Source organism: Dactylosporangium sp. CA-233914 (assembly GCF_050942935.1).
Taxonomy (GTDB): Bacteria; Actinomycetota; Actinomycetes; order Mycobacteriales; family Micromonosporaceae; genus Dactylosporangium.
This window is the reverse complement of record NZ_CP192030.1, coordinates 4,230,436-4,256,686: the sequence shown is the minus strand read 5'-3', so window position 1 is coordinate 4,256,686 and position 26,251 is coordinate 4,230,436. Positions and strand designations below refer to the sequence as shown.

Below are 26,251 nucleotides of genomic sequence, written 5' to 3'. Positions count from 1 at the left end.
TCGATGCTTCCGTCATCTCACCCCAAGATCACGCACTCCCAGGCCACCCGGCGTGTCACACCCACCGCCGACCCCTCATCAAAAACTGCGAAAGTCCAGTGAACATGCCCGACAGCGGCGGACCGTGGACACTGTCCCTCGTCCTCATGCCGTTCCGTGGCTATGAAGCCGAGGACGCCGTGATGAACATGCTGGTATTCCTGCCCTTGGGGATGCTCATTCCCCTCCTGCTCGCGCGGCCGTCCTGGTGGAAGGCTCTTGGAACAGTGGCGGCGGCCAGTCTCACGATCGAGCTATCGCAGCTCGCCGTGCAGGGCCTGTCGGCAGGCGGCCACATCGCGGACATCAACGATCTCACCTTCAACACCGTCGGTGGAGCACTCGGATACGGGCTCTTTCAACTCCTGACCCTCATCCCCGGCGTGCCTGCAATCATTGACCGATTCCGGCTTACAGCCAAGTCCGGGTAGCACCAACACGGACGCACACGGCGATGAGGCGTACCGTGGCGCCATGCCAGAACATGATCTTCTCTGGTCGCGCCTTGCCGACGAAGGCTTCACGGCCGCGGGGATCGTGCCGGCGGCGGGTGGCATGGTCGCCACGGCGGGTCTCGTGACGCCCGCCGACGGCAGCCGGGTCTTCGCCAAGACCCTGCGCGGGGACGTCGCGGGCTGGCCGGTGGGCGTCCGGCAGGCCCGGACGCGGGCGAGGAGGTCGAGGTGGGCCTCGTCCTCGGCCAGGACGACCGATCCGGTGGGCAGGGCGGCGACCTGGTCGCGGATGCTCGCGCAGATCTGGTCGTGGTCCGGGTCGCCCTTGGCGATCAGCCGGGGACGGGACCAGCGTGCCTGTTCACGGATACGCCGGTACATGGTGCGCAGGCTCAAGGGTGGGCGACCCAGAGCCCGCCAGATCCGGGCGATGGTCCACGCCTTCGGTGTGAGCAGCAGCCGGCGGATCCGTTCGCCGAGCCCTGGGCTGCCCAACCGGGGCCGGCCGCAGCGGGGACGGTCGGGTAGCCTGGCCAGACCTTCGGTGTCGTGGCGGGCGATCCACCGCCGCACGGTACGAGGGTCGTAGTGCAGCAGTTCGGCGATCTCGCCGGCCGTCATCATGCCTTGATCATTCGGCCGCGTAGCGGACTTCGGGTTTGCCGAACAAGGCCCGCACCCTGTCCGGCTGGTTCTGTCGCCGTCGCAGATGGGCGCGTGCCTCGGCGGCCAGCTGTGTCTGGTTGGCCGGATTCGTTTGTGCCACATGCTGTTTGACGTCGTGGTTGAGCAGTTCTACGGGATTGAGCTCGGGACTGTAGCCGGGCAGGAAGTGCATTTCAACCTGGGCAACGTGTTCAGCCACCCAGTCCCGCACCATGGCCCGCCGGTGGACCGGGTGGCCGTCCACGATCAGATGGATCTTCCGCCCGACATGGCGGACCAGTCGCTGCAGAAACACCACGAGCACCTCGCCGGTCAGGGTCATTGCATTCTCGGGTGACTGCTGGTCACGGCGGTAATTAGGTCGTGTGAGCGGCGGTTGGCTTGGCGGGTAGCGCGGGCGATGTTGGTCGCGCCGGTGGTGCGGTGCCAGCCGATCGCGGTGTTACGCAGGGTGGCCATGACGGCTGGTCCGTTGCCGCGTCGGGCTTGGTGCAGGTCTTCACGGAACGTCACGTCGCGGACGTGGATCATGTTCTCGATGTGCCAGTGCCGGCGGATCCAGGTCTGCAGGTCGCGGGGCAGGGCTTGACCGGTGGGCAGTGACACGGTCAGGTAGGCGGTCTCGCGGCTGGTCTTACCAGCGACGATACGGGTGCGGGTGATCCGGACGGCCTGCTGCGCGTGCGGGAACGCGATGCCGCCTGGCGTGCGAACGGTGACGGCTTTGACGGTGCGGGTCTCGCGGCGGCCGTGACCGCGGTCGCGGGTCCGGTCCCCGACGGGAATCTGCGCCCAGGGCAGCCGTTTGAGCTGCTTGAACAGGGTCGGCTGGTTGGCTTTCACCTGGACCATCAGGTGCGCTTGGCGTGCGGTGACCTCGTCGGCGTGACGGGTCTGGGTGTGCAGGGCGTCGGCGATGAACAGCACTCCGGCGAGGGTGCCAAGCACCGTCTCGACGGCGTCCAGCAGCGGCGCGAAAGCCGGGATCTCGTTCGACTTCGCGTCCACGGCGACCTGGGCCAGCACGACGCCGGTGCCCGTGTCCAGCGCGGACAGCAGATGGACTTGACGGCCGTCCTCGCGGCGGGCGCCGCGCAGCGTCTTGCCGTCCACCGCGATCACCCTGCGATACCGGCGAGGCAGCGGCGGGTTCGGCGGGCCGGTCCGGGCGTGCAGCCAGCCGACGAGGACGGTGGCCAGCAGTCCCGCATCGAGCCGGATCAACAGCCGCCACACCGTTGTGCCGGCGGGCACGCCGCCGACGAAACCGAGGCGGGTACGGGCGTGTTCATCGAGGTCATGGAGCCAGTCGGTGATCGCTGCGAACGTTGAGGCGCCTGCCATGACCGCGCACACCGCGACGGTGAGCACCGCGGACAGCGGGTACCGGATCCCGCGTGGGTCACGCGGATCCGGGACCTTCGACAGCACGGCCAGCAGGCCGTTGCGCTCACCATCAGTGATCAGAGCGGGCGGGACGGCGGCGTGGGGTGTCGTGACGGTCAGTGCGGCAATGAGCGATGATGCCATCGGCGGGTGAGGTCCTCGGGGCTTCGTGTGGCGTAGAGAACTTCATGATCACCGACGTGATCTCACCCGTCACCTTCGCCTCCAAAGAGGCCACTCACTCCACGAAACCCCAGCTCAGAGGCCTGCCCTCAGACTACGCAATGGCCCTGCCTCGCCGGTGACGTGCCCGTGTAGCAAGTGAAGTACAGCTCGCCCTTGTTGCTGATCGCGGCCATCACGTTGATCCCGAACCGTCTGCCGGTCTTGGGCACCATCGGCGTCTGTCCGACCGGCGCCCACGTGGTACCCACCGCGGCGTCGGAGCGCAGCCCGGTCTGGTCCAGCCACAACACCACCCCGCCGCCCTTGCGGGCGCGAGCGGCGATCGCCGGATAGTCCGCCTCCAACCACTGCGCCACCGCGTCGGGGTTCTGCTCGTACGCTGTGCGGACCGGTTTCTGCGGCGACAGCCCCCACGAGCGCAGATACTTACCGATCGTGACCAGCGACAGACCGATCCCAAACCAGTCCCGCACCAGCTGGCGGACCTGCGGCCGCGTCCACACCAGCCCGGGCAACGCGACCTGGTCGGGGTACTTGTGGATGATCACCCGACGCAGCCGCGCCTCCTGCCGTGCTGTCAACGCCCTCTGCTCCACCGCACGCCGACCACGTTTCCGCGCGTTCAGCCCACGGTTCCCCTTCACACCCGAAACGGTGCACCGGGCATCAACTGCTCACGGGACGACCGTTGTCGGGCCGGTCCGCCAGGATTCACGTGCCGTCGAGCGGCCCGGCTTTGCCAAGGAAGAGTTCCACGTCGACTGGCAAGCCGAGACCGTGATGTGTCCACAAGGGACGGTTGGTCTGCGGTGGAAACCGACGGTGGCAGATGGCAAGCCGCGACTGTCGGTGTTGTTCCGGCGAGCGGACTGCCGCGCTTGCACAGTCCGGCAGCAATGCACCGGCAACGTTGACGGCAAAGGCCGCCACCTGCTCCTACTGCCCGAGCCGCTGCAGGAAATCCAAACCCGGGCCCGGGCATTACAGCAGACTCCCGAGCGGAAACAGCGGTATGCTCTGCGCGCCGGATGCGAGGCCGCCGTCTCCGAGACCGTCCACGCGTACGGCCTACGCCAGTGCCGGTACCGCGGGCTTGCGAGTCGGCAACATCGAAGCGCAGGCACGATACGCCGTCCGAGCGATCCGCAGGACGCGATCATCCGGCGCCATGGCCCTCGTCGTCCGGCGTGATGCCGAGCGCCGGTTCGAGAGCGACCTGCGAACGATGTTCGAGCGCACCGTGTGGCACACGGGCGGTTGCCGCAGCTGGTACCAGACCGATGCACCGAGCGGCACGCTCCTCTGGCCGGACTCGACCGTGCGCTACCGATGGCGGCTGCACACGCTGCGGCGGGACGACTTCGACTTCCTCCACGCTCCAGCGGCTGATTCACCCGCCGCCTCCGACCCGGCGGCGGGTGCGCCGAGCGAAGGATAGCCGAACGGCGATCCCATCGGCGCCCAGCGGGCGCCGATGGGATCAGCCCGCGGCGGTGGTCTGCGCCGGGTCAGGACGACGCGCTGCGGAACTGTTCACCGCGGCGGCCGGCAGGGCACGGAGCGCCGCCCGAAAGTATCGAGGCCATGGTTCCGATCAGTAGCCAAATTTCCAAAGTTGGTAACCGCCTCCGTTGCAACCGTGCCTGTATACCTGGCCGTCAGAGTTGCTATCGAGACATACCCTTGTCTCGTCGTTCACGAAACTGACGACGTCCCAGCCGGTGCCCGCCGCTTCCCAAACACGCACACTTGATCTGTCGCAGGCGCGAGTATGGATGTAGCCGTCGTCGGCAAGGCACAGTCCTGTCGCAACGTTACGCAATTCGACAAGGTCGTGACCCTCTCGCCCGACAATCACCGGCTCCCAGGTCTGATACGGGTTGCTGGGGTGCGGCATCGAGCACGGCAGGGTGTACACGGCGCCGTCAGCGTTGCTATCCAGGCAGAGGCCGGTCGCCCAGTTCCGCAGGTAGTTCTGGCCTACGTAGCCAGCTTGGGCGGGGGATGCATTGATTGCGACGGATGCGACAGCTGCACACAGTGAAGCGGCGAAAACGGTGAGCCACCTCCCCGTGGGTCCAACTCGGACTCCAGGCTGGATGGCCCGACCGGGCAGCCTTCTGGCGATTCTGGACATTCGCGCTCCCTTGGACGATACGATTTGCCGACTCCGGACATCAAGAGACTCGCATGCGTACATGTGCCTTGGTCGCATGCCGGTTGAGGCTCCCCGCTGTCCTCAAGGACGACGTTCGACCTCCCGCAGATGTTCAACTCTCCCGGAATGTGAGAAACGGGATCGATGGTCCGGGTTCCGCACGGATCGTCCTGTCGGATGTTGAGGTCGGGGTCCGGCAAGTCGGGAGGGTGCGTTTCTCCTTGAGTGAGTGGAGCGTCAGTGGTTATGCGGCCAGGGCGAATTGGTCCTTGTAGCGGCTGGAGTGGGTTCGCTGGTATTCGCGGTCGAGGTGGAACTGCCAGTACTGGTCGAAGTCGTCGTTGGCGATGACTGCGCGGAGGAGCAGGACTGCTTCGGCGCCTGGCAGGCTCCAGCGGGCGCCGGTGACATCGAGGCGGTCCTTGACCAGGTAGCGGCAGCAGCCCTCGATCACGCCGGTGGCGATCGGCCATCCCAGGGCCAACGCGATCGGGCGGTGGCCTGGACGAAGGCGGCACGGGCCGGGTGGGTCGGGTGCAGGTCTTCGGCAGCCTTCCACAAATACTCAAGTACATGGATGAAGTCGACGATGATGTCGATGTGGACACCACGGCGTCCGGCTTCCTGCTGCAGGCATTCCAGTTGGTGGTTGGCGCCGTCGACCAGCACGACCCAGCGTCGTCGGTGTCGCGGGTCGCGGGCTTCGGCGTGGTCGAACAGGGCGGTGACCATGGGCGCGACGGAGTGCTCCAGCGACGCGTTCACCTTCCGGCCGCCGGCGCGCGGGCCGTTACGGCGTGCGGCGCGTTCGGCCGCGTCGAGGGGAAGGATGTCGGCGGCGGTGCGCGGGGCGGGGACGGCGTCGTAGACCGCGGTCACCACCGCCATGCGGGTGCGTCCGGTCCGTTCCCGCCGGGCCAGCTGGGCCGACGGCGGCTGCGGTGTGGCCGGCCGGGCTGAGGGCGGCTCGCGCAGATCGGCGGGGATCATGTTCACCCCGGTCGCGTCGATGCTCAGTACGAGCACGTCACGGCCACCGCCGCGGGCCGCGTCGGTGCCGGGAGCGACGCTGTGCTGGTAGAAGTCACGGATGTCGATCGCTGCCTCGGTGGCGATCTGCATCAGCTGCCGGGTGCCCAGATACTGGCCGGTGGTGCGGATGAGCGCGTCCCGGGCGGCTCGCAGCGACCCGGCGGCCACCTCGTGCACCACGTGGCGCTGCAGGGGGAAGGAATACAACCGTTCCGGCAGGGCCAGTCGCGCGTCAGCCGGGTGCAGGTTGGGTGCGCCCGGCGCCCGGTAGGCGATCCGGGTCACCTCCACCGGCCCGACCGTGGTGGCCACCAGCCGCCGGTGCCCGGTCTCGGCCCGCCGCCGGGCCACACCGTCGGCGCCGTGCACCTGCCCGAGTCGCTGTTCGACGGCGGCGCGGGCGTCCAACTGGTCCTGCATCAGCCGCCGCTGCAGTTCCCGCCCCGCTGTGGTGACGTACTCCTCCAGTGCCTGCTGAGTGCAGGCCATCATGCCCACACCACCCAAATGGGTGATCATATTTTCCAGGTGGGTCCGGGAAGCGGCGAAATCGTCCGGTCCAGGCGCAGGCTGCGGGTAATGTCCCATCGGGTCTTCCTCGAGGCTGGTTCAGGCTTTGACACCCGACCAAGTCGTCGAAGACCCTCCTACGTCGCCCGCGGTCACCCCCGCGCTGGACCTCCCGCACGCGCCAGAGTGAACATTCCCGGCGTGATCTCGGCGACCTGCCCGGCCTGGTGCAGCTTCTTCAACCGGTGCCGCACCCGTTCCACATGCCGCGCCACCGACGCATCCTCGCCCAGCGCCGCGACCACCTCACGGCAGCGCACCGGGCCCCCATGCCCGGCAAGCACCGCCAGCACCCGATCGGTGAACGACTCCGCGTCGGCACCGGAAGCCACCACAACGGCCCGGCCGGCAGGCGCAGCAACAGCCAGATCCGTCACCCCCAGCTCGCCGACCACCCCACGGGCCGTCACCACACGGTCCAACTCCTGCCGGCACACCACCAGCAGACCACCGATCCGATCAACCTCGGCCTGCAACCGATCCACCTCGGCCCGGCAGGCCGCCTCCCGCTCAGCCAGAAGCCGAAGCACCTCGCCGACGTCCGCCGCACCCGCTCCTCCACGCCGGCCGATCACCAGCTAACGCAACGAGGCCGAACCGCCAGCGGACACGCCACACCGCTCCAGCTCACTCAAGAGGAAACGCACCCCCCTGGTCGCGCGCTCGTCGGTGTTCGTCAACGGCGGCCCGTACTACCTGGAGATCGTCGAGGACGGCACCGACGCGGTTCTCGCCTCCTGCGGCGGCGGCGCGGTCTGCCGGACCACGCTGTCCAGGTCACGCGGGCAGGGTCACCACTGTTGGGCGCGGCTCAACGACCGCGCCGGCGACAAGCGCAACCTCGCCGGGTTCTTCGGCGGCGGCATCGCGGACTTCACCGCCGGCGCCGTGACCCTGTTCGCGGACAGCGGCGGCGGGCTGATCGCCCGGTCCAACCGCAACACCGACTACGGCTACATGGAGTTGCACGACCAGACGGCCGGCACCGAACTGCGCACGACGAGCGGTGCCAAGTACTCCCCCTGCAGCCCGCCATACTTCATGGTCTGCACCTGGGCGCGGTGGGACTTCACCTTCGACCTGACGCACGTGTACTACGTGACATGGGGCTCGGCCGTATCCAACGCGGTCTACGTGCTGCCGCCCGCGCCGGTCGTGCTGTCCCCGTACGAGCATGCCGTTACCTCGTCAAGACAGAATGGCGATCACCGGCGCCCGCTGGGGCCTACCCGGCGCAGAGGCAGTACTCCTCCAACGCGCCGTGATCATGAACGGCGATTTCGGAGCCTACTGGCGGTTCCATCTTCAACAGGAACACCAACCTCACGGTCGGCAGCGCCCTGGAGGAGGAGGCCGCCGACCGTGACGCGACTGCCGACGGGGAGGGCCCGCCCTTCGGTCACGAGGAGGCGTTCGACGCCGGTCTGGCCCTGATCATCGACGGTCTGGCCGCCCGCCTGCGCTGAGTCCTGCGGGAGATGTGCTGGAAGACGGCGGTGTGACACAGGGGGAAGCGCCACGCCACCGCCGGTCTTGGGCGTGCACAACTGCACAACGAGCCCGGACACCGCCCCGTTCAACCGCCTGATCATTCGGGGCAGGTCATGATGGCCACCCCGATCCATTCCATGACCGGCTGATGGTGCTCGGAGAGCAGCGGGGTCAACGCGCTGATCTTGCGTATCCAGTCGGGCCGGATGTTGCCCTGATTCGGCAACTCCTTCCGGTACTCCCAGATGGCGCTCTTGGCTTTGTCCTGGGTTGTCCGGCCCTCGATCAGGTCCCCGATGGCGCCGAGGATCGCATGGCTCGCGTTGTCGTCGAACCGCACGCCGGCCAGCGAGGCGAGGAGCGGCGCCATCTCGCCAAGCACCTCTGAGCCCGTCGCGTCGGCGTGCAACAGCGGCCTGGTGAGGCTCAGGACGGCGTCGTGTCCGGCGAACGACGGGACCCGCCCGACGACCTCCGCCACCTGAGCGTGCTGCTCGGCCAGCATCGGGCCGTCCCGGCGCAGCGCGGCGACGATGGCTTCCGGGTCGCGCAACGGCGCCGACAGGAACGCCGCGACCGGCATGCCCGGCGGTGTGAAGGCGGGCGCCCGCCGCAGGCGGCCGACCGCGCCGATCAGGTCGGCGGTCAGTGTCGCCTCGGCCGGCGCCCCCTCCCCTCCGCCCGGTCGCCGGGCCGTCCACTCCGTGCCGAGATTCAGCACGCCGTCCGCGGACCTCCCGGGCACCTCGTACACCACGGCCGCGCCGTAGGTGTCCAGGACCTCGGTGAGCTCCGACGTCGGGACCTGCGTCCGGGGTGTACACGACCGGCGCCGCCGGGACCCAGCTGTGCACCTCCAGCCGCCGCCGCAACATCGCCAGCCGTTCAGGGTCCGGTTGTTCACCGGGGCGGTCGGCGGCCAGGACGATGATGGGTTCGTCGATGGTCTCGGCCGCCTCCGCCAACACCGCGAGGTGGGCCGCCGGCACACTGCCGACCGGCCCGATGACCTCGATCGTGCGGTTCATCCCCGCCGCGTCCCGCCAGCTGTGCAGGTCGACCTCGGCCTGCGTCGCGGCCGCCCATGACGGCGCGGTACCGGCGACCGGGGGGAGCCAGCACGTCTAGCAGTTCGACAGGTTCTGGGTCAGCAGCTCGAGCAGTTTCGCGTGCTCCGGCGCCCCGACACCGTCCCGCTCGGGGTGTCCGGGAATGCCGGATTCCAGCACCCGGTTTCGCAGTTCGTCCAACCGCGTCACCCAGTACACCTTGTCGTACGGATCCAGCACACACCCGGTCACGTCCTTAATAGCCTCTTGCCAGTCCTCGCTCGAGTCAGGGTCCGTCGCACTGGTCACCGACATCCTCAACACCCTGTCGACGGCAGCGAACACCTTCGCGTTCTCCAGGCCGTAGTCGAAGCCGGAACGTCGGCCCTCGACTGGTTGCTCGCGCTCCACAACGCCCCGCGCCAGATCCACCGCCAGCTCTCGAAACTCCCACCTCACATACATCATCCGCAGCAAATCGTCGTTCAAAGACCGGCGCGACGTCCGGTCCGACTGCGGCGCCAGGTATCTGTCCAGGAACGTCGATGACACGTCCGGCCAGGCCCCCTGATGCTCCGCCCACCGCGTCACCAGATCCTGCCGGTCCCGCTGAGGCTCTTCCACAGGCGCGCCGGAGCCGGTTGCCGTGTCGACCGCGGCTGGAGACCTTCCCGGCGTGGCGGGTTCGGCTGGCTTGGCGTCCCCCGGCTTGGCGTCCCCCGGCTTGGCGTCCCCCGGCTTGGCGTCCCCCGGCTTGGTGCCAAGGGGTGGAAGATGGTGGTGTCTGAACTCGGCCACCGCACGGAAGGACGCACCCTCCTCCATCCAGAACCGCCGCAGCAACTCCCGCCGAATCTCCCGCCGGTCCCCCTCCGGGTCCCTCGTCCTCGCTCTGGGCACGAAGCGCTGCGACTCGGCATAGCGGTCCAGCGTCGGTGTGAGCATGTGCGGGCTCGTCACCAACGGATTCGCGCCGGCCCTGTCCAGCAACCCGTCCATGAGGTGGTACACAGCGAAGGGCGGAGCGTCGTCGAGCTCAGGCACATCCCCGAATGCCACTTCGATCAGCTGCCGGTCGTGCCGGGTCACCGAGTGCACCGACTCCGGCGACGGCCACGGCCACGGCGACGCCACGGGCTCCGGCCTGTACACGCGGACGAACCGCTCATCCGCGGCCGTTCCGGCGTGGCCGGCCAACACCCGGGCGACCCACACGCCGTACTGCCAGACCGTCCACGGGGTGTCCTTGAACCGGTCGCCGATGACCACCCTCAGTTCGTTGTCAGGGGTCCTCGCCCGATGCCATCGTTCATAGATCTGCACTCGGTCGTCGAACACCGCCACTTCCCACTCCGGCAACATCTCGTATCTGCCGCCGCCGAGCGCCTGTAGCGTGAACATGTCGCCGACCTGGATGTCGCGCCGCTGCGGCGCCACGTGCGCGGTGTAGTAACCGGCGAACGGTCGCATCGTCGCCTGATGTGCCCACGTGTACGCAACGAAATGATCCATCGGCACCCAAGCGGCATCCACCTGATCCTTCCCGATCGCCAACTCGTGAACATCACCCAGCGCCCCGGCCAGTTCCAGAACGTCAGTGGCGGACAGTCGCACGTCGCGGGGGAATAGCAACTCGACGAGCGTGGGTTCCGGGAGCAGGTTCCACAACTCGCCCAGGCGCCGACGGGCTTGCGTGAAATCTGCCACCTCGACGACCACGAGCGGACGCAACGGATGGACCACCCGCTGGGGTGGCGCTGCCGACGGCGTCAGCGGCAGGAAGAAGCCTGCCGGCCCCAGGCTCACCGGCGCAAGGCCCGCCAGCGCGTCCGCCAGCGCAGTCCCCTCCCGATGATAGTCACGCATCGACCCGCCGGCCTCGAACGCCAAGTCCAGCTGGAGAGCTTGCTTCAGGCCAGGTTCGGAATAGCGCGTGGCCTGCAGTTCGGCTGCCGCCATGCGCACCACACTTGCGCCGCTACCGAGCCGACGACGTACCCGCATGCCGAGCACTGATTGATTCAACTGCTCGGTCATCTGCTCGTGCAGTCCGATCAGGTGGTGGTAACCGTCACTGAGCCAGTTCGACCGGGCTTCATCGTCCGGGCCTGTTGTCCCGATCCCCAGCCGCTCGAAGGCCTGATACCGCGGGTCGCTGTCCGGCCGTCCCTCCCTGAGACTCTCCCGGACGCCATCGTCGATGATTCGTGCGTATGCATCCTCGCTCCGCCAGGCGGCCACGGCCGCGTGTTCGACGTGCAACATCTGGTGAACGAGGACCCGCAATGTCTGGTCGAGCGGCATTCCACCGCTCAGGCTCACGTTCCACTCCGCCACGGAGAAGAGCCCCTCGGAAGGAATGTCGAGCGAGTCCACAAGTACCAAATCCCGCAGTTGCGGGACGCCGACACGTTCGGCGATGAGCCCAGCGACAGCCTTCCAGGCTCGCCATCGACTTTCGTCGCCGTCCCGGCCGGTCAGCAGCGCGTAGTGCTGATGCGCCCATTCGCGGACCGAGGCATGCAATGCCGGGTCGGCCGTACGGAACAACCGGCGGTCCTCAACGTCGGTCAGGCCGAGCAGCGCCGAGTAAGCCTGCTGTAGCACCTGCCAAGAGCCGTTGCCGTCCAACGGGTCGAGGTAGACCGTTGCGGTACCGCCGCGAGTACGAGAAGGCTGGAACCTGTTGTCGCGGCTGATCTCCACCTGAAACCCGAAGCGGTCCAGAATTTCCAGGATCACATCATCGTCGCGCGACTCCAGGATCAAGTCCAGCGGCAGCGGACGCCGAATCGGTGGATGCCACCCCCCATCCACCTTCAAAGTACGACCACCAGAAAGTACCCGTGCCGTTACGACCTGGCCACGAACCGTATTGCGAAACACGGAGTAGCCGGGCAACACCAGATCCTTGCGCACCCGTCCGTTGCCGCGGGATAGCACATGATGTATGAATTCGAAGGCCTTGCTTCGCTCCGAACGCAAGCCGGTCAACCGCTTCAACCCATGCCACGCCCGTTCGGACATACCATCCGCCGAGATCCAGCCGATCTCCCTTGCCTTTTCGTAGTAATACCTCACGTCTGAGTGCGGAAAAACTGCGGCTACGGTCAAGGGCACCGTCTCCTGCAGCCGCCCATCAGCGTCTCGGGGCGGGCCGAACGGCGGCGTTGTGCCGGTGCCGCCATCGGGCGCCAGTATCCAGCCCGACTCCTGCAGCCGCTTCCGTACGATGTCGTTCATCACCGTCCGCCGTGCCCGATAGCCACGCAAGCTCTCCGGCGACGACGGCAGCAGCGTCATCCTGTAGTCATCGCTGAGTAGCGGCCAGAGCTTCGGATTGAAGACCCCTACAAACTGGAAGTACGGCTTGTTGCTCTGCTCGGTCGCGAAGAATGTGACCAGGTCCAGGGCTCCTGGGACGTCCGAGTGGTTGTGCAGCGACGACACCGCGATGAAGTCATCTGCCTCAACGAAGTCCGCGTCATAGCTGCCGCGCGGTACACCCTCCGGGCTATAGATAAAGAATCCAGAAAAGCCGTGCCAGCCAGCGGCATTGACCGGCCGCGACCCGTCCGTCGTAACCGGGCGCGGCCTTTGCGCACTGTACTGCGGCGGCTTGGCCACCGCGTACGAACCGTCGGCGAACACACCGACCGTGTACGGCGGCGGCCAGGAACCGGCCTGGGGAAGCACATGGTCCCCTTGCCGGAGCGGCGGCGTCACGACATGGTCCATAGTGGAATGTTCCGGGGTAGCCGGCACGTCGCCGATGTGGAGCGCGAGCAGTCGCCGGCTCAGGTCGGTCAGCGCGACACCCGGACGCTCACCGGCCAGCCCCGGCGTCCGCGGATGCATCAACGCATCCCGGCCCGGCTCATGAGGCAGACCGAGCATGTGCCCGACCTCATGGGCGTAGACATCGACCGGCAGACCCGGAGGCCACGTATTCTGGTCCGCCGTCGATCCGGTTACATCGACCTCGTGATGGACCACCGCGTCATCCGCGGTCACCCGGTTGACCCGCACCCGCCACAGATCACCGTTCGGCAGCGGCTCCGCATTGACAGACACCCACAGACCGTCAGGCAACGCGTGACGCACCGGGTTGAAGATCCCCTCCACCGCGGCCAACGCGACATCTGCACCGCCAGTGGCCGCCCCCCCGAACCGAACGTTGACCGTCACCTCGGTCAGGTGCAGTCCCTCGCCCACGGGGATCCGCCGGACCTCGAACGCCGAACGCTCGGCGACCGGCCTCGGCTGCTCCGGCGGCTGGAAACGGATCCGGCCCCGCTGATACACCGGCGCCGCATCGAGCCTCACCCGCAACTCCTCGGACAGCGGCCTGGACATTCCCGGCGCGGCGACCACCGGCGGAGGGCCGGGTTCGAACTCGGCCATCTCACGGTAGAACGTGCCCGCGTCCTGCCAGAGCTGCCGCAGCAGCTTCCGCCGGGCAGCCTGCGGGTCGGTCGCCGCCTCCCCGGACAACGCCGGCAGCGACTCGGCGTACTGGTCCAGCACGGCCACGAGCGTGGCCAGGTCCCGCTCCTGCGGATCGGCGCCGGCCATGTCCAGCAACGCATCCGTGAGGTAGTACACAGCGAAGGCCGGCATGCCGGCAAACGCAGGAAGCTCCCCGAAGGCCAGGTCGAGCAGCCGCCGGTCATGCTCCGTCACCGCATGCAGGGACTCCAGCAGCGGCCACGGCCGCGGCGACGCCTGGGACGCCGGCCGGTGCACATGGACGAACTCCGCATCGGCAACCCTCCCGGCGTGGCCGGCCAGAGCCCGGGCAACCCACATGCCGTACTGCCAGACCGTCCACGGAGTGTCCTGGTCCGGCCCGCCGATGACCACCTGCGGGTCGCCGTCCTCGACCCGCGGTGGCGAGCCCGCCGGCCCGATCCACACCCGGTCGCCGACCAGGACCGCGAGCCAGCCCGGCAGGAGCCCGTATGTGCCTTCACCGAGCGCCTTCAGCGTGAACATGTCGACGACCTCGACGTCCCGCCGCTGCGCCGCCGTGTGCACAGTGTAGTAGCCGGCGAACTGTCGCATCGTCGCCTGATGCGCCCTCGTGTACCCGACGAGATGGTCCGCCGGCGCGCCAGCTGCATCCACCAGGTCCCTGCCGATCGCCAGTTCGTGGCGATCGCCCAGTGCCCGGGCCAACTTCAGGACGTCCGGGGCGGACAACCGCACGGTGGGTATCAGCTCGACCAGCGTGGGGTCCGGCAGCAGGTCCCGCAACGCGCCGAGCCGCACAGTGGCGTATTCCACGTCTTCCACATCGAGGACCACCAGCGGTCGCTCCGGGTGGGCCGGCCGCTGCGGTGGGGCTTTCGACGACGGCAGCGGCAGGAAGAAGCCCGCCGGCCCGAGGGGCACCGGCCCGAACCGCGCAAGCGCGGACCTCAGCGCGCCTCCCTCAAGGTGATAGTTACGCATCGACCCCTCGTTGGCGAGCACCATCGCCATCTGGAACGCCTGCGCCTCGGACGGGTCGGCGTAGTACATGGCCTGTACGACGGTCAACGCCGCGAACGCCCGAGTGTGACCTTCCTCGAGCCGGCGCCGCACCCGCGGGCCGACCTGGCCGAGTCCGCGAGCCCGCTCGACCCGCCCCATCGTCCGTCGGGTCAGTCCGGTCAAGAGAGTAAACGCCTTGCTGACCCACAACTGCTGGGCAGGGCTGGGGCTGGAGTGCCGCAGCCGGTCCGCGGCCGGATACCTCGGGTCGTCGGCCGGCCGCCGCCGCTGGAGCTCCTCCCGGACGGCAAAGTCTCCGATCTCCGCATAGACCTCCCCGAACCGCCAGGCCGTCACGGCCTTCTGTTCGACGTGCAGCATCTCGTGAACAAGACCCCGCACCGTATGATCGAGCGGCCGACCGATGCCGAGGCTCACCTGCCACAGGCGCGCGGAGAAGTGCCCCCTGTGCACGGTTTGCTGCCATCCACGCGGCGCCGGGACGCCGGCCTCCGCGGCAATGAGCCCGGCAATGCCCTCCCAGGCTCGCCACCGGCTCTCGTCATCCGGTCCGAACAGCCGTGGGTAGTCCTGACGCACCTGTTCGCGGATCAAGGCATGCAACGCCGGGTCGGCCGTCCGGAACAGTCGAAAGTCCTCCACACCGGCGCCGGCAGGCTGGAATCCGGCCATGGGGAGCGTATGGTCCCCATGCCGGAGCGGCGGCTGGATCACGTTGTCCGCGGTGGAGGAATCCCGGGCGGCCGGCACCTCGCCGATGTGGAGCGCGAGAATTCGCCGGCTAAGGTCGGTCACCGCGACACCCGGACGCTCACCGGACGGACCCGGCGTCCGCGGATGCATCAACGCATCCCGGCCAGGCTCGTGGGGCAGACCGAGCATGTGCCCGACCTCATGGGCATAGACATCAGCCGGCAGACCAGGCGGCCAACTGTTCTGGTCGGCCACCACCCCGGTCGTATCGACCTCATGATGAACCACCACGCCGACCGCGGTCACCCGGTTGACCCGCACCCTCCACAGGTCACCGTTCGGCAACCGCTCCCCGTTGACAAACACCCACAGACCGCCGGGCAACTCGTGACGCACCGGGTTGAAGATCTTCTCCGCTGCCTCGGCCGCGGCACCACCGGCGGCCGGTACCCTGAACCGGACGTTGATCGTCAGCTCGGTCAGGTACCCCCCATCCACCGACACCCGTCGGACCTCGAACGCCGAGCGCTCAGCGACCGGCCTCGGCTGCTCCGGCGGCTGGAAACGGATCCGGCCCCGCTGATACACCGGCGCCGCATCGAGCCTCACCCGCAAACCACCGACACCGGCCGGCCCGGCATCGGAGTCGGCTGCGGGAAGCACATGGTCCCCAGGCCGTAGCGGCGGGGTGACCACACTGTCTGCGATGGATGGCTCCGCGGCGGCTGGCACCTCTCCTACGACAAGCTCGAAGAGGCGCAAGGTCAGACTAGTCAGCGCGACGCCCGGGCGTTCGCCGCCGGCCCCGTCATGGCGCCCCTCGATCGGTGTACGTGGATGCATCAGCGCATCCCGGCTCGCCTCGTGGGGCAGGCCGAGCATATGCCCGATCTCATGGGCGTAGACGTCGGCCGATCGGCCCGGCAGCCAGGTATTCTGGTCGACCGCCGCCCCGGTTGTCGCGATCTCGTGATGGATCACGACGTCGTCTGTAGCCCTCCAGTTGACTCGTACCTTCAACAGGTCGCCGTTCGGCAACGGTTCGCCGTGGACAAACGCCCACGTTCCGTCGGGCAGCGCGCGACGCACCGGATTGTAGATCTTGTCAACAGCGGCGAATGTGTCGAACCACGTCATTGTGATATCGCGACCCGCAGCGGCCGACGGCCTGAACCGAAGGTTGATCGTCACCTCGGTCAGGTGCAGTTCCCCGCCCACAACAATCCGCCGGACCTCGAACGCCGAACGCTCGGCGACCGACGGTTGGCCCTCCGGTGGCGGCTGCAAACGGATCCGGCCCCTCTGGTGTACCGGCGCCGCGTCAAGCCTGTTCCGCAGCTTCATGGACAGGAGCAGGCGCCCTTGGTCCAGCTGCCCCGAGAAGCCCACTTCATCGGAGTACCGGACCGGGTCGTGGTTGTGTGGATGCTGATCGGTGAACCGGGACAGCGCCACGACCTGGGTGCCGTGGGCCGGCCCCAACTGCAACTCGGCCAGCAACGCCGCGAGCTGCCGCCCGCCCGGCAGGTCCAGGAGCCTTCTCTCCACCTGTTCCCGCGCCGCCGTGGCCAGAGCGACGTCCGCGCCGACCGGCCCGGCCCCAGGCATGGTCGAGACCGCCGGGCCAGGCCGGGCGACCCGCTCTGCGGCAGCCATCAGCCCAAACATGACCCGCAGCGGGACCTGCACTCCTGCCAGACCCCACTGACTGTCCAACGGGAACCACGTCAGGATTTGCAACTCTCCCGTTGACCGGACGCGGAAAGTGTCGACGGACAAGGTGCCCACGACGCCCAGCGTCCTCAGCACGTCATCATGGTTGACGAGGAGACTCTGCAGGGTCTGCGCCTGTTCCCGCAGTTCCACCGCCGATGCGTCCACCGGCCCAGGACTAGCGATCCTGACTTCCATGAACCGGATAGTTCGACCGCCGTGGCGCTGCACGGTCTCGATCACCGACCCGAGCGCTCGCCAAACTGGAGGGCTGTCCACAAGTCCCGTCGCCTGAACGTTGAAATTGTGCTCGACGGGTGCCACTACGTCGACAATCTGCAACCTGGCCGTGAGGCCGGCCCGGTCAAGTGCCTCCTGCGCGGCAGCCACCGCGTCTCCCACCCGAGCCCGACGTTCCGAGGGCTCAACCAACGTCCACGTCTCGCCGTGCGGTTCATCGTCCTCTTGCGATCCGCCGCCAGCGGCCAGCCACACCTCGATCGTGAGGTCGAACCACCGCCCCGACCCAGGCCCGGCCAGGCCACCCAACGCATCCGTCAGGAAGTACGGCACCAGAGGCTCGCCGGACCCGATCCGCCTCAGCAGCCAATCCACAATCCCGGACGGCTCCGGCCAGTCCCGGTACCCGTCCGCGGCGCCGGCATCAACCGCCAGCAGCGCATCGTCGCGCCATTCCCCGGGGCGTCCCATGAACGCGTCAACCGTTGCCGAGCTGAGCATCAGCGCGGCCCACTGCCCCTGGTCCCGCTGGAGCAGATCCTCCAGATCCTTCCGCGAGGCCGCACGGTAGGCCGCTCGTACCGCCTCGTCCGGCAACGCCAACCGCCCCGCGACCAACTGACGGAACACATCCGACACAGGCTGATCCCCCGGCACGCGACCGGCGGCGAACACCTCGTCGGGCCCGGCCGCCCGTAGTACCGCCTCCCGATAACTCATCCCCAGCGACGGATCGTTCAACCGGGCGGTCAGCTCGCCGACATCCAGCCCCGCCAACGCCGTGTCCTCCGCCAGCACCCCGTCCAATTCGGCGACGCCCGGCATCTCCGGTGCCTGGGGCGGCTCCCCCACGATGGTGGGATCGTCCCTGACGGGACCCAACCCGGACACCACCGGCTCGGGCGGGGCTACCCCATACGCCCGCATGGGAGGGTGGGGCCTAGCACGGAACAACAGCGCGGCGGCCTGGGCCCGGACCGACCGATCGGCGAGCAGGCCCACCAACCGCCCGATCATGTCGGGGGCCCCGGAGCCCCGGTGACCGGGAGACTGGAATCGCCAGTCCCACACGTCCGGCTGCTGGAACGGCCGGCGGGCGAGCTCCACCAACTCCGCGATGATCCGCAGTTGCGTCTGCAAGACCCCGGGCCGGACCAGACTCTGACTGGGGCTTATGGTGAACCGCACGAGGTCGTCGGAGCGCCATGCCACCGACATTTGCAGCGCGCCCCGCTGGTGGCCCCGCAGAAATCCGGCGAACGTCGAAAAGCCCCAACGGGGCAGGGCGTACACCTCTCCGTCAATCCGGTAGTTCTCGGACGGCGCAAGCCCGATGGCGGCCAGCACATCGACGTTGGTGTAGTAGAGATGAGCCAGCCGCAGGTACGCGGCGGCGTCGGTGCCGTATCCGGTGGTGACACTGACGCGCATCCGACGGAAGCCGGAGTCTTCTTGCTGCAGGGCATCGAGCACCACTGACAGCCCGGGCCAGGCGCCCCGACCGGGCCCGAACTCGTACCGCACCTCGGTCCGGCCCTCGTGCTCGGCGACAACCACACCAGGCAGGTGACTGAGTCGCTCTTCCAGCTGCCAGCGCCTTTCCAGAATGTTCCTGTCCACCTGCCCGCGCGTCGTCGCCAGGAGGCGCTCCTCCTCGCTCTCCGACGTGATCGAAAACGACATACCGGCCGGGCTGGGGGCGTCCGGCACCAGCGGGACCGGCAAAGGAGCCCACCCACCCCGCTCCTGCACCGCCACCATCGCGCGGATGGCGGCGGTCGGGTCCTCGCCGGCGTGCGCAACGATCCGGCCGAACACCCCGGACTCGCGTTCCGGCCCGGCATGCTGCAGCGCTACGGCGTGGACCGCGGCCGGGTCGCCCCTGGTGATCGAGTCCGACCCGAGTCGGTCCCAAACCCGCCCCATGTCCTCCCCGTTGAGCCCGAATCGCTGCTCGACGGACCGCAGCCATTCCTGGTATGCGGCGACCACCTCGTCCGGCCCGGCCTGGCCGGCACCAGCGGACGTCGGCGCAGGGTTGAGATTGGCATAGGCGACCACCAATCGCGGCGGGACCTCCAGCCTGGCCGCGACCTCCAGCAGCAACGGCAGACCGAGCCAGCCACGTTCGTCGTCCAGATCCGGCGCTGTCCGGGTGTGCCGCACGATCTGGAACAGGTGATCCGTCAGCGTGCCGGCCAACCGCCGCTCCGGCCAGTCCGGACGAGCCCGGATCGCATCGGCCACCCGCTCAGCCGCGGCGAACCTGCCGGACCTGCCCGGTCCGGCATCAGCGTTGAGCTGCCCGAGATCGTCCTCAGCGCCGAGCACCCTCGGATCGACCCCCAGCATGGAGGCCAACGCGAACAGCTGAACCGGCTCCCGCACCCCCAACTGACTGGCCAGATCCACGACATCGTCCGGCACCCGCCCGATCCGGACACTGAACGCCGTCACCCAACGTCGGCTGACCCGCAGCCGCGCCGACAAGGCAGAGAGCGCGCTACGGTCCAGGCCCAGCCAGTCCGCCAACTGCTCCGGCGTGTCGAGATACTTCGTCGCACCGTCGCCCACCAGCTCGTGCACGAGCTGGTGGGCCTGCGCCGACGACGTGGACTCCAAGCCCAGCACGCCGGTCAACCACAGACCCCACTGGCCCGCCTCCGTCAGACCCGCCCGGCCCGCCTCCGCCAGAGCGGCCCGCCATTCGAATCTGGTCAGCCCCATGTCGGGCAGGAACAGCACCGCCGATTCGGCGGCGGCTCTGCCTACCTCGACAACGACGTCCTCCGACTCTTTCCTCCAGACAGCTCGGACAATGCTGTTTGCGAGATCCTCGAGCTCCGGTAGGTAGACTTGCCGAAGGCCGGCATCCGGGCTCGGGTGATCCACACGCGTCTCCAGCTCGCGTACAAATAGCCGCCCCTCATCGGACAGCGCGTGCATGAACGGTGTCAGCTTGAACACATCGACGCCGAATTCGTCGGCCAAGTCGAACAGCCTCGGCCACGACTCGAGTTTCGCCGCATGCAGTTCCATCAGCACCGAACCAACAGCAGGCAGCCCGGCGGCGGCCTCGAGGGTGATGCGACCAGCGTCCAACGACCCGGCGTGCAACCCCACGGTCACTAGCAACGGCGCCCTATATTCATCAGCGTCATGGTGGCGTTGCTCGGCGTCGTCCATCCGCACGTACTGCTCGAAGCCGGGCGCTTCGCCCCGCACCATCAGCAGGACCCGTCCGTTCGGCCCTCCACCCTCCGGACGCACCATCACACCGCTCTCCAGCAGGCCGGCCGACGCCCACATCGTCAACTCCCGGTCAGCGAGCACGGCGCTCAACTGTCCGGGCACCGCCGGAGCATCCATCCTCCTCGGGGCGACCACCTCCCAACGGACCGCCGTCAGACCCGGCGCGTGCTGACGCACCAACTCCATCGCCAGCACCGCTACCCGACCCGGCGTCGGCGCTCCCGTCGCGGCTCCCGCACCGCGCGACGCATCGACGGGAGGCTCGCTCGGCAACAGCACGACCGGCGACCACGGCCCGACCGGCGTCCTGATCGCCTCCACCGGACCATCGACCGGGCCCGGCCGGCCGCTCACAGACGCAGCACCACGATCCCAGGGGACGGCCACCGATTCAGCCCCAGCGGCAAGCGCGACCAGAATCAGCTGCCCACGAACACGCGGATCGCGAACCTGCCCGAACAACCGCCCGAAGTCAGTCGACAGGACCGACGCGGCATCTCGACGCGCCACAAACCTGTCCCCGTCGTGTAACCAACCCAAGGCATCGAACGCAACCCAGAGGCCCGGAGTTGCTGCCATCAGCGTCGTCGCCAGGACCAGCGCCTGCACACCACCCGCATCCAGGCCGAGCCTGGCAAAGGAGAACACAAGCGGATCATCCTCAGCCCGCACCTCAATCTCCGCATCGGCAGCGCGAGCCTGCTCCCCACCCGCAGCGGACACCACCCAGGCCAGCCCTTCCCAGCCGGCACGATCCAGCTCGACCTCGATCCACAGCTGGTCACCATCGTCGATCACCGACACCCCTTCAAGAGCCTCCAAGGGCTCCCCCGGGACCAACCTCAATCTCAGCTTCGTACCGGCCTCCGGAGCCGGCAGATCCACCAGAAACGGCACACCCGAACCACCCACAGGGGCCAGCGGTTCAGAGAACTCCGCCGAGAACTCCGTCAGACGCCGGACCAACAGCGGCAGATCGTCTGAGGCTGCCGCAACGATCTGCTCGAACTGTGCCACAGCCGCCCGCGCAGGGTCCTTCAGTTCGGTGTCCGTCATCGTGAACACGGTCAGCTCCTGCGGCCTGACCGCCACGTCCTGGCCCGGCCGGAAGGGCAGCAGGTCGGACAACGCCAGACCGCTGTCACCCCGCAACTCCGCGACCGTGGTCGCCCGGCCATCCGGACCAACCACCAACACCGCCGTCGACGGATCACCCAACGCCGCCAACCGCCAGTCATCCACCACCCGCGTGGCCACCGGCCCCGGACCCGACAGCCCCCCGACCCACCACAACACACCACCAGCACCCGCCATCAACCACGCCAACCCACCCGACCCGAACGACACCAACGCCGCCGACCCAGACGCATGCAACAAGCCGTCCACCAACGCATCGACAGCCCCCACCGGCACCAGACCACCACCGACCACCCCCAACAGATCGGCAGCCGACACCGGCATCACCTTCCGAGCCAACTCCCCCGCATAAACCTCCGACACAACCGCAAACCGAGCCAAATACACCGCAAAGGCCAACGCCGCCGACGGCACCGCCACCCGCAACCGCTGCTGCACCTCCCCCACCACCCCAACAAACAACTCAAGCCGCCCCCACGACGGCCCAGCCCCATCCGAAGCAAACCGCGCCGCCTCCCGCACCGCCTCCCGCGCCGCCACATGCGACCACGGCAACCCCCGCACCGCCACCGCCCCCTCCCACACCACCTCCCGACCCGACCCATCCACACCAACCAACCGCCCCGACCGCGCCAACCCCACCGGCACCTGCACCTGCACCCCATACAAATCCGCAAGCTGCTCCACCGCCCCCGCGTCCCCAACCTCCCAACGCTCAATGCCCCACGGCACCAACACCAACTGATCACCGAACGGCTGACCACGAACAAACCCCAACCCCACCGCCGAACGCGGCACCTCCTCCACCAAAAACACCAACGCCGCATCGACCGGCTGATCCGCAGCCACCGACGCCGCCAACGCCACCGGGTCCCCGACCTGCACCAACCCACCGGTCAACACCAACCGGCCCGCAACGACCAGAATCTCCGGGCAACCATCACCAACAGGCATGACATCCCCATCTCACCAACTGAGCGCACATCGCGTGACATCGCGCCGTGCGTCGGCGGTAGTCCTCTACGTCCGCTCGGACGTCTCCACCGGCGGCGGGCAGGTAAAGACCGATGCCGTCAGGTCGGTCAACTGCTCGGCGTGCCGGGGCCGGGCCTCGCTCAGACGCGCGAGTTGCCGTCCCAGCTCGACCCGGTGAGCGTCGAGGTCGACGTTACGTTCCGGCGGGAGGACGTGCCGGCCCGGCCGGTTCTCCAGGATCGCCGCTGTCAGCTCCAGCACCGCCCGGATCGACCGTTCCGTCCCGGTGGCCTCGTCGCGCACCGAGTCCAGGAGCAGGCGCAGCTCGACCAGGTCGCCGGAGCCGATGGAGCTGACCAGCTGGTCCACGCGCGTGCGGGGGTCCGCGGCACCGACGGTCGCCGCCCAGGCCGCCCAGGCCGGCCGCAGGTCTTTCGGCCGCACCGGCCGGCCCTCGCGCGCGGTCTGGGCCTCGTCCCCCGCAGCCAGCAGCATCCGCAGATCCTGCCGGGTCACCGGTGCGGTGCCGTTCCCGCGCAGCGTGCGAACCGCGTCCTCCAGGTGGCTACCCCGCTCGGCCGTCAGCGTGACCATCAGGCGCCGCATCGAAGCCAGCTCGGGCACGCCGGTACCGGCACCGGAGACGGCACGGGCCAGAACCCCGATGTCCGCCAGGGCTGACAGGCCGGGGCCGGTCGGCTGCGTGCCGCCGACGGGCCACCAGCGCGGTCGCCGGGAAGCGGTGGTCCCTTGGCGGAGTCCGATCCGCTGCTCCAGCCAGCCCGATTCGGCGCCGGCCGGACGCAGCCCGTCCTGCCAGTCCCGCACGGACTGACGCCACCGCTCCGCCAGCGCGCCGATGCCCGGGCCGGCGGGCAGGTCGAAGCCCAGCACCTGGCGCCCGCGCCGATGACAAACTCGAGGACCAGGGTCAAGGCCGTTCTCCACGCCCCGGCCACCGCGGTGAGGACGCGGGCTATCGCGCTGGCCAAGGCGCCGATCATCGGTCCGAACGCGAACCCGACGAAGATCCCGGCGATGAGCCCCACGAAGAACGCCAGGATGCTCACGAGCTCTTGCTTGATGGCATCGCGCACAGACTGGGCCATCTTGCGCAACTGACGTGACCAGCGCCGACACAACTCGGCGGTGTTCTCGAGCTGCTGACGAATCTTCGACACGGCGACCAGAGCCGCCTCATACGTCGCGCCGCTCCAGTCGTCGGCGGCCGACACCGCCGAGGAAGTGACGGTCTGCAGCCTTTCGAGGTCGGCGGCCTTCGCATCCCACAGGTCTGCGAGATGGTCGAGCTTAGCCGGATCTGGATGGAGACTCTTGGCCATCGTCTGTCATCCGTTGGGGACCGCTCGATCACCGGCGAGTCGACGATGTCGGGCGGCACCCGGCCGAACGGCTGCGCCCCACCCGACTCGGCATCCTCGGGTGGAAGCGGCTGCACGTTTATTGCATCGGCGAACTCTTTGAACATGATGATGTTCGCGATGTCTGCGCTGTCGTAGTTCATGGCGGCCTTGACGGCGATCACGCAAAGCTGCTCGACCAGGCCGGGAACCCTGGGCTCGCCAGCCGCTCCGAACAGTTGCCGCTGCAGGTCCTGCAGCCGGGCGCTGAACTGCTGCGCCTCGTTCGCGCTCTCGCCTACCCAACTCAGCTTGAGACCGTCCCAGGCCTTCGCGATGACATTCCACGATCGGACAAGAGTCGCCAATTGCGCCGGGACAGCTTTGTATCCGGACTCCCACATCCCATGCGGAAGGATGTCCATGGACTGACCGCTGTCGAAGTTGAGCGGAGGATTGGCCATAGTTTCGTCACCCTCCAGCTCGCTGGAGATTGCTCCTTGCAACGGCAACGCTCCAGTCGAGCCAAGGCTAACTTCGGGTCACCCCAACCCAGCCACCCCAGTTGGGAGGGCTCCGGCCAGTCCTCCGAAGAGGGACGTCAGAAGCCGCCGGGCGACACGATAGGGGTGAGCGATGACCGCACCGGACAGCTATCTCAGCAAATCCCGTGCCGGCGTCGAGCAGGGCCCGGTAGTGGGCGATCTTCCGGTCGCATTCCTGCAGGATGTCCGCGATCGGTTCGTGCTGCGCCGGGACGGTGTGGCCGTGCTGGCTGGCGTGCATGGCGTCGATGGTGGCTTCGAGGTTGTGCGGCGCCAGCGCGGTGAGCAGCCAGTCGTCGAGCGGTTCGGTGAGCTGGTCCTCCCGCAGGTAGACGTTGCGGGGGTGGGTGAGCTTGTTCGCGATCGCGTACTGGTCGGGGAATCGGCAGCGGTAGTAGGCCGCGTCGCGGAGCCAGTGGCCTTGCATGCGGCGCTGGCAGATGCCGCAGATGAGCGCCCCGCGGAACAGGTAGGGGCGCGGCGTCCGCCGCGGCTTGACGGTGGTCGTCGAGGCGCCTTTCGTGGCGATCTTGGCTTGTACCTGCTCGAAGGTGTCGGTGTCGACGATCGCGGGGTGGGCGAGGTTGTCGGACCAGATCCACTTGTCGGTATCGTTCCAGACCTGCTTGGTGCGGTGCCCCATGGCGACGTCGTTGACGTCGAGGAGGACTTCGTCTTTGCGTTGACGGTTCCAGACCTGCCGGCCGGTGTAGCGGGGATTGGTCAGGATGACACGGATGGCCATCTTGGACCAGGCGATCCCGCTGCGGTGCCGGTTGCGTTGCGGATCGTGGGCGGACGGACAGGGTATGCCTTCGCGAGTGAGCTCCTCGGCGATGGCAAAGATGCCGCGTCCGGCGAGGTAGCTGGTGAAGATCCGAGCCACCACGGGCGCTGTGTCCGGGTCGAGGTCAAGGCGGTGCAGCCGTTTGCCGTCGGCGGCCTTGGCCGGTTGGGGTGCGGTCCTGCGTCGATGAGCCGGTAGCCGTACGGCGGTCTGCCACCGAGGAATCGGCCTTCGATCTTGGTCTGGGCCGCCATGGCCGTGCGGACGCGGATCTTGATGCGGTTGCGTTCGCCCTTGCTCATCCCGCCGAAGACGGACATGACCAGGTCGTGGGCCTCGTTGTCGGGGTCGAGTGGGCCACCGACCTCGGGCACCCACAACGACACGCCGTAGTGGGCGAACAAGGGGAAGGTCAGTCCGAACTGGTTGCCGTAGAAGGCGCGGTGCGGCTCACCGATGACAACCGCGTCGAAGCCGCGTTGCGGGTCGGCCAACGCCTCCAGTAGGAGGCGGGCTCGTGGCCGGCGCGGCCAGGGCAACGATCTGGACTGGCCGATGTCGAAGTATTCCGTGACGATGACGCCGCCGCGAGGTTCGACCAGTGCGTTGGCGCGGCTCATCTGCCAGCTGCGTGAGGAGTCCGGATCCTGTTGATCTTCGGTCGAGCATCGACCGCAGAAGGCAAAGCGGATCATGTTTGTTCCTCCGGAATGTCGGTGCCGTTGCTGTCGACGGTGCTGGCCAGATGGATCAGGAGGGTCAGCAGCGCCTGCGTGGCGGCCGAGTCGAGCATTGGTGGCTGCGTCGGCGGATGCACGTCGATGGTCGGATCGGCGGCCCGGTCACGCCGGGCGACCTGCGGCGGAGCCGACGCAGGGTAGCTTGACTCACCGTCGTCTCGGAAATCGTCGGCGTCGTCTTCGTTGGTGGCTTCCGCCACGTTGTTGGCGGCCGGCAGGGCCGGGGTGGCGCGTTGCGACGTGCCACCCCGGTTGCCGTTTGTGCTGCGGCTAGTCCTCA

At 68.2% G+C, this 26,251-nt stretch carries 15 protein-coding genes and 4 pseudogenes; 5 read left to right on the top strand and 14 right to left on the bottom strand.

Annotated elements, in window-relative coordinates:
* The first annotated feature begins 104 nt into the window (after positions 1-104).
* The gene (locus tag ACQPY0_RS19330; RefSeq protein WP_432995299.1) at positions 105-470 is read left to right on the top strand and encodes a VanZ family protein; all 366 of its coding nucleotides are present in this window, start codon (positions 105-107) and stop codon (positions 468-470) included.
* Between the two features lie 177 nt (positions 471-647).
* On the opposite strand, the pseudogene ACQPY0_RS19325 reads toward ACQPY0_RS19330, so the two are convergent.
* The 4 genes and pseudogenes from ACQPY0_RS19325 to ACQPY0_RS19310 all read right to left on the bottom strand — a co-directional run.
* Positions 648-1,115: pseudogene (locus ACQPY0_RS19325) on the bottom strand (helix-turn-helix domain-containing protein); the annotation flags it as partial.
* Between the two features lie 10 nt (positions 1,116-1,125).
* Positions 1,126-1,482 carry a transposase gene (locus ACQPY0_RS19320; RefSeq protein ID WP_432990709.1) on the bottom strand — a complete coding sequence of 119 codons (357 nt, stop codon included), beginning with the start codon at positions 1,480-1,482 and terminating at the stop codon, positions 1,126-1,128.
* Positions 1,479-2,690: an ISAs1 family transposase gene (locus ACQPY0_RS19315; RefSeq protein ID WP_432990707.1), complete on the bottom strand. Its 1,212-nt coding sequence runs from the start codon at positions 2,688-2,690 to the stop codon at positions 1,479-1,481. The genes ACQPY0_RS19320 and ACQPY0_RS19315 overlap by 4 nt, the downstream gene beginning before the upstream one ends.
* Positions 2,691-2,818: 128 nt before the next feature.
* Positions 2,819-3,313, bottom strand: a complete 495-nt coding sequence (locus ACQPY0_RS19310) for a winged helix-turn-helix domain-containing protein (RefSeq protein WP_432990705.1) — start codon at positions 3,311-3,313, stop codon at positions 2,819-2,821.
* Here ACQPY0_RS19310 and ACQPY0_RS19305 point away from each other — a divergent pair.
* Together ACQPY0_RS19305 and ACQPY0_RS19300 are read left to right on the top strand one after the other, a co-directional pair.
* The gene (locus ACQPY0_RS19305) at positions 3,273-3,923 is read left to right on the top strand and encodes a transposase (protein ID WP_432990703.1); all 651 of its coding nucleotides are present in this window, start codon (positions 3,273-3,275) and stop codon (positions 3,921-3,923) included. The two genes, ACQPY0_RS19310 and ACQPY0_RS19305, sit on opposite strands and share 41 nt — an antisense overlap.
* A complete protein-coding gene (locus ACQPY0_RS19300) occupies positions 3,901-4,170 on the top strand; it encodes a hypothetical protein (RefSeq protein ID WP_432990701.1) in 270 nt (89 codons plus the stop codon). The genes ACQPY0_RS19305 and ACQPY0_RS19300 overlap by 23 nt, the downstream gene beginning before the upstream one ends.
* Before the next feature lie 964 nt (positions 4,171-5,134).
* On the opposite strand, the pseudogene ACQPY0_RS19295 reads toward ACQPY0_RS19300, so the two are convergent.
* The 3 genes and pseudogenes from ACQPY0_RS19295 to ACQPY0_RS19285 form a co-directional block, all read right to left on the bottom strand.
* Positions 5,135-5,383: pseudogene (locus tag ACQPY0_RS19295) on the bottom strand (ISKra4 family transposase); the annotation flags it as partial.
* 65 nt (positions 5,384-5,448) lie between these two features.
* Positions 5,449-5,607 (bottom strand): annotated as a pseudogene (locus ACQPY0_RS19290) (ISKra4 family transposase); the annotation flags it as partial.
* A gap of 977 nt (positions 5,608-6,584) precedes the next feature.
* Complete coding sequence (locus ACQPY0_RS19285; RefSeq protein WP_432990699.1) at positions 6,585-7,067, bottom strand: hypothetical protein; 483 nt, start codon at positions 7,065-7,067, stop codon at positions 6,585-6,587.
* Between the two features lie 94 nt (positions 7,068-7,161).
* Between ACQPY0_RS19285 and ACQPY0_RS19280 the strand changes: the two genes are divergently transcribed.
* Complete coding sequence (locus tag ACQPY0_RS19280) at positions 7,162-7,926, top strand: hypothetical protein (RefSeq protein ID WP_432995952.1); 765 nt, start codon at positions 7,162-7,164, stop codon at positions 7,924-7,926.
* Between the two features lie 154 nt (positions 7,927-8,080).
* On the opposite strand, the gene ACQPY0_RS19275 is transcribed toward ACQPY0_RS19280, so the two are convergent.
* Positions 8,081-8,740 carry a hypothetical protein gene (locus tag ACQPY0_RS19275; protein WP_432990697.1) on the bottom strand — a complete coding sequence of 220 codons (660 nt, stop codon included), beginning with the start codon at positions 8,738-8,740 and terminating at the stop codon, positions 8,081-8,083.
* 185 nt (positions 8,741-8,925) lie between these two features.
* On the opposite strand from ACQPY0_RS19275, the gene ACQPY0_RS19270 reads away from it, so the two are divergent.
* Positions 8,926-9,111 carry a hypothetical protein gene (locus ACQPY0_RS19270; RefSeq protein WP_432990695.1) on the top strand — a complete coding sequence of 62 codons (186 nt, stop codon included), beginning with the start codon at positions 8,926-8,928 and terminating at the stop codon, positions 9,109-9,111.
* Here the strand turns inward: ACQPY0_RS19270 and ACQPY0_RS19265 are convergent.
* The 6 genes and pseudogenes from ACQPY0_RS19265 to ACQPY0_RS19240 all read right to left on the bottom strand — a co-directional run bounded on the left by ACQPY0_RS19265 (position 9,108) and on the right by ACQPY0_RS19240 (position 26,171).
* Positions 9,108-22,517, bottom strand: a complete 13,410-nt coding sequence (locus ACQPY0_RS19265) for a hypothetical protein (protein WP_432990693.1) — start codon at positions 22,515-22,517, stop codon at positions 9,108-9,110. The genes ACQPY0_RS19270 and ACQPY0_RS19265 overlap by 4 nt on opposite strands.
* A 66-nt stretch (positions 22,518-22,583) precedes the next feature.
* Positions 22,584-23,432: a hypothetical protein gene (locus ACQPY0_RS19260; protein ID WP_432990691.1), complete on the bottom strand. Its 849-nt coding sequence runs from the start codon at positions 23,430-23,432 to the stop codon at positions 22,584-22,586.
* A 172-nt stretch (positions 23,433-23,604) separates the two neighbouring features.
* The gene (locus ACQPY0_RS19255) at positions 23,605-24,363 is read right to left on the bottom strand and encodes a hypothetical protein (protein ID WP_432990689.1); all 759 of its coding nucleotides are present in this window, start codon (positions 24,361-24,363) and stop codon (positions 23,605-23,607) included.
* 67 nt (positions 24,364-24,430) lie between these two features.
* Positions 24,431-25,330, bottom strand: a complete 900-nt coding sequence (locus tag ACQPY0_RS19250) for a recombinase family protein (RefSeq protein WP_432990687.1) — start codon at positions 25,328-25,330, stop codon at positions 24,431-24,433.
* A gap of 197 nt (positions 25,331-25,527) precedes the next feature.
* Positions 25,528-25,851: pseudogene (locus tag ACQPY0_RS19245) on the bottom strand (recombinase family protein); the annotation flags it as partial.
* Between the two features lie 71 nt (positions 25,852-25,922).
* Complete coding sequence (locus ACQPY0_RS19240) at positions 25,923-26,171, bottom strand: hypothetical protein (protein ID WP_432990685.1); 249 nt, start codon at positions 26,169-26,171, stop codon at positions 25,923-25,925.
* Positions 26,172-26,251: the final 80 nt, after the last annotated feature.

Bases quoted from the DNA above. Each gene is read 5' to 3' on its own strand.
- ACQPY0_RS19265 (WP_432990693.1), bottom strand. From the start codon at position 22,517: ATGCCTGTTGGTGATGGTTGCCCGGAGATTCTGGTCGTTGCGGGCCGG.
- ACQPY0_RS19330 (WP_432995299.1), top strand. From the start codon at position 105: ATGCCCGACAGCGGCGGACCGTGGACACTGTCCCTCGTCCTCATGCCG.
- ACQPY0_RS19305 (WP_432990703.1), top strand. From the start codon at position 3,273: ATGATCACCCGACGCAGCCGCGCCTCCTGCCGTGCTGTCAACGCCCTC.
- ACQPY0_RS19270 (WP_432990695.1), top strand. From the start codon at position 8,926: ATGGTCTCGGCCGCCTCCGCCAACACCGCGAGGTGGGCCGCCGGCACA.
- ACQPY0_RS19300 (WP_432990701.1), top strand. From the start codon at position 3,901: ATGGCCCTCGTCGTCCGGCGTGATGCCGAGCGCCGGTTCGAGAGCGAC.
- ACQPY0_RS19255 (WP_432990689.1), bottom strand. From the start codon at position 24,363: ATGGCCAATCCTCCGCTCAACTTCGACAGCGGTCAGTCCATGGACATC.
- ACQPY0_RS19320 (WP_432990709.1), bottom strand. From the start codon at position 1,482: ATGACCCTGACCGGCGAGGTGCTCGTGGTGTTTCTGCAGCGACTGGTC.
- ACQPY0_RS19315 (WP_432990707.1), bottom strand. From the start codon at position 2,690: ATGGCATCATCGCTCATTGCCGCACTGACCGTCACGACACCCCACGCC.